The 12,983-nt window shown below is 63.6% G+C and carries 12 protein-coding genes; 1 reads left to right on the forward strand and 11 read right to left on the reverse strand.

Annotation, left to right across the window (positions count from 1 at the left end):
* Positions 1-41: 41 nt before the first annotated feature.
* Positions 42-2,207, forward strand: a complete 2,166-nt coding sequence (locus ACXYMS_RS17235) for a methyl-accepting chemotaxis protein (protein WP_458908073.1) — start codon at positions 42-44, stop codon at positions 2,205-2,207.
* A gap of 7 nt (positions 2,208-2,214) precedes the next feature.
* Here ACXYMS_RS17235 and ACXYMS_RS17240 read toward each other — a convergent pair whose 3' ends face one another.
* The 11 genes from ACXYMS_RS17240 to obgE all read right to left on the reverse strand — a co-directional run bounded on the left by ACXYMS_RS17240 (position 2,215) and on the right by obgE (position 12,968).
* Positions 2,215-2,916, reverse strand: coding sequence for an aspartate/glutamate racemase family protein (locus ACXYMS_RS17240; protein ID WP_458908074.1), 702 nt, complete (start codon positions 2,914-2,916; stop codon positions 2,215-2,217).
* Entirely contained in the window at positions 2,909-3,448 is a 540-nt protein-coding gene (locus ACXYMS_RS17245; protein WP_458908075.1) for an RNA pyrophosphohydrolase, read from the reverse strand. The genes ACXYMS_RS17240 and ACXYMS_RS17245 overlap by 8 nt, the downstream gene beginning before the upstream one ends.
* A 9-nt stretch (positions 3,449-3,457) precedes the next feature.
* The gene (locus ACXYMS_RS17250) at positions 3,458-4,591 is read right to left on the reverse strand and encodes a divergent polysaccharide deacetylase family protein (RefSeq protein WP_458908077.1); all 1,134 of its coding nucleotides are present in this window, start codon (positions 4,589-4,591) and stop codon (positions 3,458-3,460) included.
* Positions 4,592-4,677: 86 nt separating this feature from the next.
* On the reverse strand, positions 4,678-6,114 hold the full coding sequence (locus ACXYMS_RS17255) for a S41 family peptidase (protein ID WP_458908079.1): 1,437 nt from the start codon (positions 6,112-6,114) through the stop codon (positions 4,678-4,680).
* Positions 6,115-6,121: 7 nt separating this feature from the next.
* On the reverse strand, positions 6,122-7,528 hold the full coding sequence (locus tag ACXYMS_RS17260) for a murein hydrolase activator EnvC family protein (protein WP_458908081.1): 1,407 nt from the start codon (positions 7,526-7,528) through the stop codon (positions 6,122-6,124).
* 100 nt (positions 7,529-7,628) lie between these two features.
* Entirely contained in the window at positions 7,629-8,111 is a 483-nt protein-coding gene (gene rlmH, locus ACXYMS_RS17265) for a 23S rRNA (pseudouridine(1915)-N(3))-methyltransferase RlmH (RefSeq protein WP_458908082.1), read from the reverse strand.
* A gap of 15 nt (positions 8,112-8,126) precedes the next feature.
* The gene (gene rsfS, locus ACXYMS_RS17270; RefSeq protein WP_458908083.1) at positions 8,127-8,519 is read right to left on the reverse strand and encodes a ribosome silencing factor; all 393 of its coding nucleotides are present in this window, start codon (positions 8,517-8,519) and stop codon (positions 8,127-8,129) included.
* Positions 8,520-8,709: 190 nt separating this feature from the next.
* Positions 8,710-9,342 (reverse strand): nicotinate-nucleotide adenylyltransferase, encoded by a 633-nt coding sequence (locus ACXYMS_RS17275; RefSeq protein WP_458908084.1) that lies wholly within the window; start codon positions 9,340-9,342, stop codon positions 8,710-8,712.
* 3 nt (positions 9,343-9,345) lie between these two features.
* On the reverse strand, positions 9,346-10,629 hold the full coding sequence (locus ACXYMS_RS17280) for a glutamate-5-semialdehyde dehydrogenase (RefSeq protein ID WP_458908085.1): 1,284 nt from the start codon (positions 10,627-10,629) through the stop codon (positions 9,346-9,348).
* Positions 10,616-11,773: a glutamate 5-kinase gene (gene proB, locus ACXYMS_RS17285; RefSeq protein ID WP_458908086.1), complete on the reverse strand. Its 1,158-nt coding sequence runs from the start codon at positions 11,771-11,773 to the stop codon at positions 10,616-10,618. The genes ACXYMS_RS17280 and proB overlap by 14 nt, the downstream gene beginning before the upstream one ends.
* A gap of 151 nt (positions 11,774-11,924) precedes the next feature.
* Positions 11,925-12,968, reverse strand: a complete 1,044-nt coding sequence (obgE, locus tag ACXYMS_RS17290) for a GTPase ObgE (protein ID WP_458908087.1) — start codon at positions 12,966-12,968, stop codon at positions 11,925-11,927.
* Positions 12,969-12,983: the final 15 nt, after the last annotated feature.

Genomic DNA, 12,983 nt, shown 5'->3' on the forward strand with positions numbered 1-12,983 from the left:
GGAAAGCTGGCCAATGGCGGCCGGACTTCGGGGGCACGATCATGGGTTCATTCCTGCGCAATATCCGTCTGACCTTCGCCATTTCCAGCATGACCATTGGGGCCATCGCCATTGCGGTGCTGGCAGTGCTGGGCGGGCTCTATGTGAGCCTGAGCGCCTCGGTGGCGCAGGACGAAGACAAAGCGCTGACCGATACGATGCGCATCGCGGCGCAAATCTTCCAGGTCAACCTGCCAAGCCTGGAAGTGGGTGTGGACGAGACCGGCAATGTGATGGCCCTGACGGCCCGCAACATGCCCCGCTTCCGGAGCCATGACGTGATCGACGCCGTTGCCAGGGTCGCGGGCCAGCATGTCGCGGTCTATGTCTTTGACCCTGAGACCAGTCCCGACATGGTGGTGGGCAGCACGAGCCTGCTGGATACCGCCGGCGAACGGCGCATGGATGCGAGGCTGGTCGCGGGTAGTCCGATATTCGAGAGCCTGGTCGGGAATCACCCCGTGCTCTCGCAAGAGGCCTATGACGGCGCCAGTTATCTCCTCAGCTACAAGCCGATTGCCACCACCGACGGGATGGTGATCGGGGCGCTGATGGTGGCTGTCGATCGGGGCCCGCTCGCAGAGGTGCTGGGCCAGACAATGACGGTGCTGGGGGCGATGGCGCTGCTTGGCATGCTGGTGACGGGCGTGTTGGCGCTGCTGCTGGCGCGCAAGCTGATGCGGCCCATTCCGGAACTGGCCGGGGTGATGGGCGCGCTGGCCAATGGCGCGCTCGATAGGTCGGTGCCTCACACGGGACAGGGCAATGAAATTGGCGCCATGGCCCGCGCCGTTGAGGTGTTTCGAGCCAATGCGGTGGAAAAAGCCGCGCTCGATGCGCAAGCACGGCAACATCTGGCCGAAGCCGCCGATCATACCGGGCAGCTGCAGGCCATTTCGCGCAGCCAGATCGTGGTCGAGTTTGATCTCGATGGTACGGTGCTGGCAGCCAACGAGAATTTTCTGGCGCTGCTGGGTTATGGTCTTGAGGACGTGGTCGGACGGCCCAATGCGCTGTTCTTGTTCGATGCCGACCCGGCCAGTCAGAGTTATCGGCAATTCTGGCAGGACCTGGCCGCGGGCGCCTTCAAGAGTGGGGAATATCGCCGCCGCAGCCGCGACGGGCAGGACGTCTGGATCCAGAGCACCTTCACACCCATTTCCGACGCAGACGGCGTTCCCTATAAGGTGGTCCAATTCGCTACCGACGTGACAGCACGCAAGAAATCGGTCGCTGCCATTGGCGCCGGGCTGCAAAAGTTGGCCGCGGGTGACCTGACCAGCACCATCCCATCTCCCTTTCCGCCTGAGTTCGAGGATTTGCGCGTGGCTCTCAATGGCACCGTGGAGCGCTTTGCCGATGTGGTGGGGCAGTTGCGGTTGACCACGCGTTCGCTGCGCACCGCCAGCGGGGAACTGCTTTCGGGGGCCAATGATCTTTCCGAACGCACAACCAGACAGGCTGCGACCATCGAAGAAACATCCGCGGCCATGGAAGAGCTTGCGGCCACGGTCGCAAGCAATGCAGGCATGGCCGAAGACGCCGCCAGCAAGGCCGACACGGTGTCGAAAGCTGCCTCGGAAAGTGGTGCGGTGATGGACGAGGCGACCGGGGCCATGGAGCGCATTACCCAGTCGTCCAGCAAGATTTCCAACATCATCGGCATGATCGACGACATTGCCTTCCAGACCAATTTGCTGGCGCTCAATGCTTCGGTCGAGGCGGCCCGCGCCGGAGATGCCGGCAAGGGGTTTGCCGTGGTGGCGGTGGAAGTGCGGCGGCTGGCCCAAAGCGCCGCGCAGGCCTCCTCAGAGGTCAAGGCACTGGTTGAAAAGAGCGCGGGCGAGGTCAAGACCGGGTCTGGCCTGGTTGCTGCGGCCGGTGACCGGCTTCGGGCAATGCTCGACGCGGTCGCAGAGAACAGTGCTCTGGTCCGCTCGATCGCCCTGGCCAGCCGCGAGCAGGCGGCCTCGATTGACGAGGTGAGTGTCGCTGTGCGGACCCTGGACCAGATGACCCAGCACAATGCGTCTCTTGTTGAACAGACCAATGCGGTGATCGAGCAGACCGAAGGTCAGACCCAGGCGCTGGATCAGATCGTCGACGTGTTCAAGCTGCAGGAAGATGGCGCCGGGGCGCTATTGCAGACGGGGCGAAAGGCAGCCTGACTGTTGCCTAGGCCAGCGCTGCACTCACCAGCGCCCGAGCATGCAGGTCCGTGGTGTCATAGGTCGGCAGGGAACTGGTGCTGTCATCGATCAGCATGCCGATCTCGGTGCAGCCCAGAATGACGGCCTGGGCCCCGCGCGCCGCCATGCGGTCTATCGCCGCCTGATAGACGCGGCGCGATTCCTTGCGCACGATGCCCTTGCACAGTTCGTCATAGATGATGCCGTTGAGATTGGTGTGGTCCACTTCGGGGACGAGCGCCGTCAGGCCCCGGGCGGCCAGCCGCTCCTTATAGAAGTTCATCTCCATGGTGAAACGCGTGCCCAACAGGCCGATGGTATCAAAACCATCGACCAGCAGCGCGTCAGCTGTCGGTTCGGCGATGTGGACGAAGGGTATGGTCACGCCCTCCAGCATGAGATCGGCAACAACATGCATGGTGTTGGTGGCAAGGCCGAGAACCTGGGCACCGGTGGCTTGCAGCGAGAGCGCGATTGCGTTGAGTTGGCGGCCGGCTTCATTCCAGCGCCCTGCCGCCTGCAATGCTGCTATGGGCGCAAAATCCAGTGAATGCAGGATGACCGGTGCTGAATGCAGGCCACCGAGCCGCGCTGCCGTCTCCTCATTGAGGATGCGGTAATAATGGGCGCTCGATTCCCAGCTCATGCCGCCGACCAGCCCGATAGTCTTCATATTGGCTTCAGACATGGGTGAAACGCCGCGGGATATCGCGGAATGCCTCGACGACCTGTTCGTAAGCAGGGCGCTTGAAGGGCACAATGAGCGATGGGGTGCGGCTGAGCTTTTCCCAGCGCCAGGCATTGAATTCCGGTTTAAATCGGCCACCACCGGGGCTGTCGACGTCGATCTCGCTGTCGGGACCGGTAAAGGCGAAGGCAAACCAGCGCTGGCGCTGGCCGCGATATTTGCCATTCCATGCCTGGCCCAGCACATCGTCGGGCAGGTCGTAATAGATCCATTCCGGTGCCTCTGCGAGCAGGCTCACCGAGGTTATGCTGGTTTCCTCATGGAGTTCACGCAGCGCCGCTCGGAGCACATCCTCGCCCTTGTCGATGCCGCCCTGGGGCATTTGCCAAGCCGAACCATGGGCCGCCGACTGGTCGGGATCGCCAGCGGACTTGCGATGGCCAAGGAACACATTGCCATGGGCATTGAACACAGCGATCCCCACGCAGTCCCGATAGGGCATGGAATCGCGTTCGGGCCGACTGGTTGTCATGGGAAGCCTCTATTTCATCAGGGCGCTGACCGGAACCAGTGCAATGCCCTTGGCATCGAGTTCCTGCGCCCAGTCGGACACGGCCTGCACCGAGATGGGCAGAGCGCTCACAATACCAATAGCGCTGCCCGATTCCATGGCCTGGGCCTCAAGGCTGGCAAGCGCTGCGAGTATGGATGTCCGGGCGGGATTGGCATCGATGACCTGGCCGGCGCGACCGAAGGGCACACGGTTGGACGCAGCCAGTTGTGCGGCAACGGAACGATTGGACGATCCGTCATCGAGATAGCCGAGGCCCCGGGCGCCGAACTCTTCCATGATCGGGGCCATATCGGCGGCCGAGGCAGTGAAGCGGGCGCCCATATTGTTGATGATGCCGAAATAACCGCCGAACCGCGCCATCAGCCAGAACAGCTTTTCCAGGTTGTCGCGCGGCGTTTCGCCAGTCAGGATCGTATGCGGACCGGGGTCGTTCTGTGGATAGTCGAAGGGTTCCAGTGGCACTTCGAGCATGACTTCATGGCCCGCGGCACGGGCCGCTGCAACGCTGTTCTGCAAGGACCGTCCATAGGGCGCAAAAGCAAGGCTTACCTCGTCGGGCAATTGGTCGATGGCATGGAGGGAGCCCTGTTCGTTGATCCCCAGGCCCGTGACCACGATGGCAATCATCGGTCCGCCCGCCGCGAGCACGCCGCCGGCCGGGCGGCGATAGGCGGCGAAGGGCGTGAGCCCGGTGCCCGACATGCGCGGAATGGTGCCGGCCGACGTTTCCTCGCTCAGGTCGAGCAGGGCGCCGAAGCGATCGGGCATCTGGCCCAGAGCAGTGCCGGCACCGGCGGGCGGGGGCACCGCCCCTACCGAGCCATTGGCCGGAACCTGTTCTGGGTCAGCCGTGATGGTGGCCGGACGGCTGGCCGCTGAATTGGCAACCTGGTTGTTGTCGCGGGTGGAGGTAATGGCCACTTCTTCGCTGGGACGACCGCCGTCAGGGTCCTCGACCAGCACCAGGCGCAGGGCGACGCCGCCGATAATCAGGAAGATCAGGATGAACAGCAGGCGGGCCATCGGAAAGTGGAAGCGTCCGGAACGGGCCTGGTTCCGGCGCCCGCGTCCGGTCAGCGGCGTGGACAGATCATTGGCCATAGGCGGTTCACTCATCCCCGGCTGGGCAGGTGCGGGATGCGGCACGAATCAAGCCGCCGCATCCCCAGTCTATCATGGACCAGGCCCTATTCCGCCTTGGGCGGGTAGGCCGGGTCGGTCTCGTCACCCTTGATGAGGCTGAGGGCATATTGCAACTGGGTGTCCTCTGCCTTTTCCACCGGGACATAGACCGACGATCCAACGGTGGATTCTTCCTGGCCTTCAATGGTGATGTGGCCCTCGAGCCCGGCTTCCCCGATGATCTCGTCGCGACCCTGGAATTCCTCGGGCACGACCTGGCGAACTTCGATGTCCGGGGTGATGCCGAGGGCCTGGATCGAGCGGTTATCGGGCGTGTAATAGCGCGCCGTGGTCAGGCGCATGGCGCCATCTGGCCCGAGCGAGATGATCGACTGCACCGAACCCTTGCCGAAGGAGCGCGTCCCAACGAGCGTCGCGCGCTTGTGATCCTGGAGCGCGCCGGCGACGATCTCGGATGCTGAGGCCGAACCGCCATTGATCAGCACAACCATGGGTACGTCGGCAATGCGGGCGTCGAGCGGGTCGGGAACCGCGTCATAGCGGGCGCTCTCGCTTTCACTGCGGCCGCGGGTCAGCACGACTGCGCCGCGATTGAGGAAGGCATCGGCCACGTAGACCGACTGGTCGACCAGTCCACCCGGATTGTTGCGCAGATCAAGGATGATGCCCTTGGGCGCCACGCCATCGCGTTCTTCATAGATGGATTCAATGGCCCGCTCGACACCAACAAATGCCTGTTCGGAGAAGCGCGACAAACGCAGCAGGGCAATGTCGCCTTCGCCCTCGGTCTCGCCGCCCTCCATCGACCAGCGCACGGCCCGCATCGAAATTATGCCACGCGTAAGCGTGAACTCGATCGGATCGGTCACGCCCTCACGCAGTACGGTGAGGGTGACGTCGGTGCCAACGCGGCCGCGCATCTTCTCGACCGCTTCGTCCTGGGTCATGCCCTGAACTGGCAGGCCATCGATCTCATAGATCAGGTCATTGGCCATGATCCCGGCGCGGGCAGCCGGGGTGTCATCGATGGGGGAGACCACCTTTATGAGGTCTTCTTCCATGATGATCTCGACACCCAGTCCGCCGAATTGCCCCGAGGTATCCTCGCGCATTTCGTCGTAGTCGGCAGGCGGCAGATAGCCCGAATGCGGGTCGAGCGAGGTCAGCATGCCCTGGATGGCGGCGCGAATCAGTTCTTCCTCGTCCGGTGGATCGACATATTCGGCGCGGATGCGGTCGAAAATTTCGCCGAACAGGTTGAGATCGGCATAGATTTCGAGCGGATCGCGGGCGGCCTCGGCGCGCTCTGCTGCCGTCGGCTCGGGCTCTTCGCCGCTAGGATTGGGTTCAACCTGCTCTTCCACCGGTGCCGGATCGACCGGCGCCTGGTCGACCGGGTTTTGATCCTGGGCGATCAGGACGGTGGCGGGCACCAGCACTGCCGCAGCAAGAGCGGCAAGGCGAAGGGTGGTCAGGCGCATGGGTTCGTTATCCCGTCTGTTCGTTTTTGGCCCACCACCCGGCCGGGTCGAAAGGCTCGTTGTCTTGTCTCAGCTCAATATAGAGGGTCGGCTGCGCGTTTCCAGCATTGGTGGTTACGGTCCGTCCAATTGTGCGTGATCCCATCATCCCCAGGGGCTCGCCCATCTGCACGAACTGGCCGATCTCGGCGGTGATGGTGTCGAGGCCGGCGAGCAGGGCCGTGTAGCCGCCGCCGGTATTGAGAATGACGATCTGGCCATAATTGAGGTAAGGCCCCTTGTAGAGCACCCATCCATCGGCCGGCGCTACCACCTGAGCCTCGGCACGGGTGACGATAGACTGTCCCTGGGCGATGCCGCCCAGCCCGTCATTCGTGCCGTATTCAACAACGGTCACGCCATTGGCCGGCGGGGGCAAATAGCCACGGGCCAGGGGGAAGGGTACGGCGGGCTGGGTTCTGGCGGCGTCGGCAAAGGCCAGTTCGATAGCCTCGGGCGAGAGTTGGGGCAGGTCCGGATCGGTGGTTGCGGGAGCCGTGGTCGCACCCGTGGCGGCCCGCTCGGACAGGGCGCCAATCAGCTCGCGCAGAGAACTGGCCCGTTCGGCCAGCGCCACGGCTTCCGCCTCTTCGGCCAGAAGTTCTGCGCTCATCTGGGTGATGCCCTGCTTGCGTGCCGCGATCAGGGTGGCAATGCGCAATTGCTCTTCCTCGAGCACGTCATAATTTGCCCGAAGGGTTGCTTCTTCGGCTAGGGCAGCGACCTTTATGTCGGTCAAGGCCTTGAGGTCAGCGGCCACATCATCGGCCCTTCCCCGCAACTGGGGCAGGATGGCGGCGATCAGCATGGCGCCGCGCGCTGACCCCAGAGCATCGTCGGGATCGACGATGAGCGCGGGGGGCGGATTGAGTGAAATGCGTTCCAGGGCCGCCAATACATTGGCGATCTCTGCATCGGCACCATCGAGCCGGCCGCGCACCTCGAGTTCGCGCACGATCAGGTCAGCGATCCGCTCCTCGACATCGGCGACCTCGATCTCGGCCAATTTGACCCGCTGGGCCGCGGCAATGAGTGCGGCATTCTGCTGAGTGCGGTCGCCCTCCATGGCCGCAATCTCGGCCTTGAGCTCGTCAATGCGCTCGCGACTAAGGCCCAGCGAGGCCTCCACTTCCTCGAGGTCGACGGCACTGGTCGCAGCAGGCAGTGGGGGCCCATCCGTTTCCGACGCCGGATTGGCCGGAGCCGGTGCATTCGTGTCGGAGGCAGGCTCTAGCGCCAGTGAGGGTCGCAACTGGATATCCTCTGGCTCAGTCGGCGTCGTGTCGGTCTGCGCCAGCAAGGGCGAGGCGCCGAGCCCGGCGAGAATAGTGCCCGCCAGCAGGGCCTTCACAATGCTCGCCGGCCGCAGGGGCATGGCATCTCCTCTGGAGGGGCGGGACCCCGAATCATTTCGCGCACTCTAGCAAGCGGGCGGCAAACTGCCGGTTAACATTGCCTAACCATGCCGTGAGAGCTCAATCGCCGCGATGATAGGGATGGCCCGAGAGTATGGTGGTGGTGCGGTAGAGCTGTTCGGCCAGCATGATACGTACGAGCTGGTGCGGCCAGACCATGGGCGAAAAGCTGACGACGAGGTCGGCGGTCCGTACGAAGTCGGGATCAATGCCATCGGCGCCGCCAATGACAAAGCCGATCGCGGGCCGCCCGTCGTCGCGCCAGCGGCCGATCTGGGCGGCAAAGGCGTCCGAGGTGATCGCCTTGCCGCGCTCGTCGAGCATCACCTTTATGCCCTCGGGTAAGCTCGCCCGCAGAGACTTTGCTTCCTCCGCCTTGCGAGCGGCAGCCGAACCGGCGCGGGATTCATTGATCTCGGTTACCTCGAAGCCAGTGAGGGCCAATGGCTTGCCGCTGGCGCTCGCGCGCTCAAGATAACGGGCCACAAGCTCGCGCTCTGGCCCGTTCTTCATCCGGCCGATGCCCGCAATGCTTATCCGCATGTGGTCAGGGTGGTTCTAATGCTGATCGGCGGCGAAATCGGCCTGCCACATCTTCTCGATGTTGTAGAACTCGCGCACTTCCGGGCGGAAGATGTGCAGGATCACATCACCCGCATCCACCAGCACCCAGTCGCAATGAGGCAGGCCCTCGACGCGCGGCTTGCCATAGCCGTTTTCGCGCAGGGCGTTGACGACCTGGTCGGCAACCGCGCCGACATGGCGCTGCGAACGGCCGGAGGTCACGATCATGTGGTCGGCCAGCGACGACTTGCCGGTGATGTCCACCGCGACCGTTTCTTCGGCCTTGGCGTCATCCAGCGTATCGAGAATGAGGTCGATCAGGGGCTTTTGCGCACCGGCCACGGAGGCGGGCGAAGCGGGGAGGGTGTTATCGGGCAGCGCGGCCATCAGAAACGGCCTTCCGCCCATGCGTGGGCATGGGTCATGCGAAAGTTAAGCATCCTTGGTTGTTGATCGGAATGTTGCGGCGTCGTGTAAACGGCAAGCCGTCTGTTCCTGTTCCGGTGACAATGATCACACTTGGTGCTGAATATGCGCTTTCGGCGCAGATTTCGCAAGGTCGAGGCGACCGGAAGCCTTAATTTGTGCCATTGGCGGCCCGGATGGCGGTCGAAGAAAGCCCCGACTGCCGGCCCTGGAGGTAGATCCATGCCGGCGGTCTGGCGCCCGCCAGCAGGGGCGCATCGGTCCCGTCGAGCTGAGCATGGTCAAGCGCCGCCGCCGCGCGCGAGGCCAGGGCACGCCGCGACGCGCCGGGACGCACATAGACGGCAATGGGTATTTTGGCGGCCATACCGCGCCAGCGCTGCCAGCGGTGGAAATCGGCCAGGCTATCGGCGCCCATGATCCAGACAAAGCGCCGGTCCGGCATTGTCGAGGTCAGGAAGTCGATAGTCTGCCAGGAATAGGCAAATCCCCTTGCCGCCTCGAAACCGGTGACCCGGATGCGTGGGTCAGCGACGAGCGCGCGCGCGGCGCGAACCCGTGTTTCCAGCGATGGCAGGCCGGCATTGTTCTTGAGCGGGTTGCCCGGCGTCACCAGCACCCAGAGGCTGTGCAGATCCAGCCGCCTGAGCGTTTCCTCCATGACCAGAAGGTGCCCGTCATGCATGGGATTGAAGCTGCCGCCAAACAGACCAATGCGCATGCCCGGCGCGGAGGGCGGAATCTCGGTGATGCCGGGGATGCGGAGGGGTGGGCGCAGGGTCAAATCTTATGGTCTCAACTGCCCATTGCCGCGGACGCGATATTTGAAGCTGGTCAATTGTTCGACACCGACGGGACCACGCGCGTGCATCTTGCCGGTGGCGATGCCGATTTCGCCGCCAAAGCCAAATTCGCCGCCATCGGCGAACTGGGTGGAGGCATTGTGCATGAGGATGGCGCTGTCGATCTCGTTGAAAAACTTTTCGACGGCGGCGGGGTCCTCGGCGATGATCGCCTCGGTATGGTGGCTCGAATAGTGTTCGATATGGGCGATGGCCGCTTCGATATTGCCCACCACCTTCACGGCGATGATGGCGTCTTCGTATTCGGTCTGCCAGTCGGTCTCGGTGGCCGCCGTGGCTTCGGGGATCATCGCCATAACCGCCGCGTCGCCGCGGATTTCACATCCCTTGGCGACCAGCGCGTCTATGATCGGCCGCAGATGGGTCTCGACCACATCCTTGTGCACAAGCAGGGTTTCCGCGGCCCCGCAAATGCCAGTGCGGCGCATCTTGGCGTTGAGAGTGACGCTGACGGCCTTTTCGAGGTGGGCGCTCCTGTCGATATAGACATGCACGAGGCCCTCGAGATGGGCAAAGACTGGGACACGCGCTTCGGACTGGACGCGGCCCACCAGCGTCTTGCCACCACGGGGCACGATGACGTCAATATTGCCATCAAGACCCTTGAGCATTTCGCCCACGGCGGCGCGGTCGGTCGTGGGGACCAATTGCACGCATTCGACCGGCAGGCCGGCCAGATGCAGCCCATCGAGCAGGCAATCAACGAGGGCACGGCTGGAATGGAAACTGTCGCTGCCGCCGCGTAGGATGACGGCATTGCCGGACTTGATGCAGAGCGCGCCGGCATCGGCTGTGACATTGGGGCGGCTTTCAAAGATCACACCAATGACCCCAAGCGGGGTGCGGACGCGCTCGATATGAAGGCCATTGGGCCGGTCCCATTCGGCAATCACGGTGCCGACGGGATCGGGCAGTTCGGCAATGGTCCTGACCGCTTCGATGATGCCGTCGATACGGGCGTCGGTGAGCAGCAGCCGGTCGAGAAACGCCTTGGAAATGCCCTTCTGCTCGGCCGCCTGCATGTCGAGTGCATTGGCAGCGAGGATCTGCTTGCGATGAGCGTTGATGGCACCGGCGGCCGTCAGCAGCGCGGTGCGCTTCTGCTCAGGCGCGGCGATCTTGAGCGCATTGGCGCCGATGCGGGCGTTGCGACCAATTTCTGCCATCAAGGCGGGGATGTCGTTGGAAACGGCTTCAGCCAGGCTCATGGTTGGCCTCCAGATGCTTGATGTCGTCCTGCGTGCCGGTCAGCACCAGATTGTCGCGGTGCACCATGGCGCCCCGATTGCCCGATCCGAGCAGTTCGATTACCGCATCGCTGCGCTTGCCGATCACCAGACGCGCGTCCTCGCTGTCGAAACTGACCAGACCCCTGGCGATCTCGCGCCCATCGGGATTGAGCACAGCCACGGTGTCACCCCGTTCGAAATCACCGTCGATCTGGGTTACGCCGATGGGCAATAGCGATTTTCCCAGTGTCAGGGCGCGGGCGGCGCCTGCATCGACGCGGATGGTTCCGGCCACAACCAGGGTACCCATGATCCAGCGCTTCCGCGATTGGGCGCGGGTGGTTGCGGGGTGAAACAGAGTGTGGCGGCCGCCCTCGATCAGAAGTCGTATGGAGTGGGCCTCGGTGCCCTTGGCGATGACCATGGCGGTGCCGGCCAGGGTCGCGATCTTGGCGGCCTCGATCTTGGTGGTCATGCCGCCGCGTGACAGATGGCTCGCAGCGCCACCGGCCATGGCCTCGATGGCGGGGGTGACCTGTTCGACGACCGGAATATGCGTGGCGTCAGGAACCTTGGCCGGAGGCGCGGTATAGAGCCCGTCAATGTCCGAGAGCAGGACCAGGAGATCGGCCTCGATCATGGTGGCGACGCGGGCCGAAAGGCGGTCATTGTCGCCATAGCGGATCTCGGCGGTGGCCACCGAGTCATTCTCATTGATGATGGGAATAGCCTTCAAACCCAGCAGCGTCTGGATCGTGGTGCGGGCATTGAGGAAATAGCGGCGTTCCTCGGTGATATTGGGGGTGATCAGGATCTGCCCGGTGACAATGCCATGCTGTCCAAGGGCCTCGGCCCAGGCCTGGGAGAGCGCGATCTGTCCCGCGCTGGCAGCGGCCTGAGACTGTTCGAGCGTCAGGGCCAGGGCCGAAAGGCCCAAGAGGCCACGTCCCAGCGCGATTGCGCCCGAGGAGACAATGACGATCTCGCGGCCTTCGGCCTGGAGCGCGGCGATATCCTCTGCCAGCCCGGCCAGCCATGCGGACCGCAGCTTGCCGGCCGCGTCGACCAAAAGGGCCGAGCCGATCTTGATAGTGATGCGGCGATAGGGGGCGAGGGGGTTCATTGGGAGGCAAGCTCGATCAGCACCCTCCCCCTTGCGGGGAGGGATGGGGAGGGGGGATGACCGGCAGGATGTCGAGTGCGTGAGCACCCCCTCCCATCCTCCCCCGTCAAGGGGGAGGTGCCGAACCGAGTGCGCGGGAGCGCCGCAGCTTTCAAGGCGTCCATTTCTCTTCGACCTTCTTGCGCTCGGCTTCGGCGGTGGCAGCCTTTTCGGCATCGAGGATAGCGAGCACGTCATAAAGAATCTGCTCGACGCCTTTACCGGTGGCGCCTGAAACCTGGCGAACTTCGGCCTTGGACGCTTTCTTCAATGCCTTGACCTTGGCGTTGAGTTCGTCGGGGGTGAGGGCGTCGACCTTGTTGAGCACGACGATCTCTGGCTTGTCGGCCAGCACATCGGCATAGGCCGCCAGCTCGTAGCGGACAGCCTCATAGGTATGGGCGACATCCTCATTGGTGCCATCGATGAGATGGATCAGGACGCCGCAGCGCTCGATATGCCCCAGGAATCGATCGCCAATGCCGATGCCCTCGCTGGCCCCTTCGATCAGGCCCGGAATATCGGCCAGCACGAATTCCCGCTCGCCGATACGCACCACGCCCAGATTGGGGTGGAGCGTGGTGAAGGGATAATCGGCGATCTTGGGCTTGGCGGCCGAGACGGCAGCAAGGAAGGTCGACTTGCCGGCATTGGGCTGACCGACGAGGCCCGCATCGGCGATCAGCTTGAGCCTGAGCCAGATGCCCTTTTCGGTGCCTTCCTGCCCCGGATTGGCCCGGCGGGGCGCCTGGTTGGAAGAGGTCTTGAAATAGGCATTGCCGAAACCGCCATTGCCCCCTTTCAGGAGCACGACGCGCTGGCCCACTTCGGTGAAGTCGGCGATCAGGGTTTCCTGGTCTTCCTCGAAGATCTGGGTGCCAATGGGGACGCGCAGAATGATGTCCTCGCCATCGGCGCCGGTGCGGTTCTTGCCCATGCCATGCACGCCGATACCGGCGCGGAAATGCTGCTGGTAGCGGAAGTCGATCAGGGTATTGAGACCATCGGCGCATTCAGCAATGACATCGCCGCCGCGCCCGCCATTCCCACCGTCGGGGCCGCCGAATTCAACGAATTTTTCGCGCAGGAAGCTGACGGCGCCAGCGCCGCCGGAACCGGACTTGATATAGACCTTGGCTTGGTCGAGGAATTTCATGCCTGTCGTGCCTTC

The organism is Devosia sp. CAU 1758 (assembly GCF_054482695.1).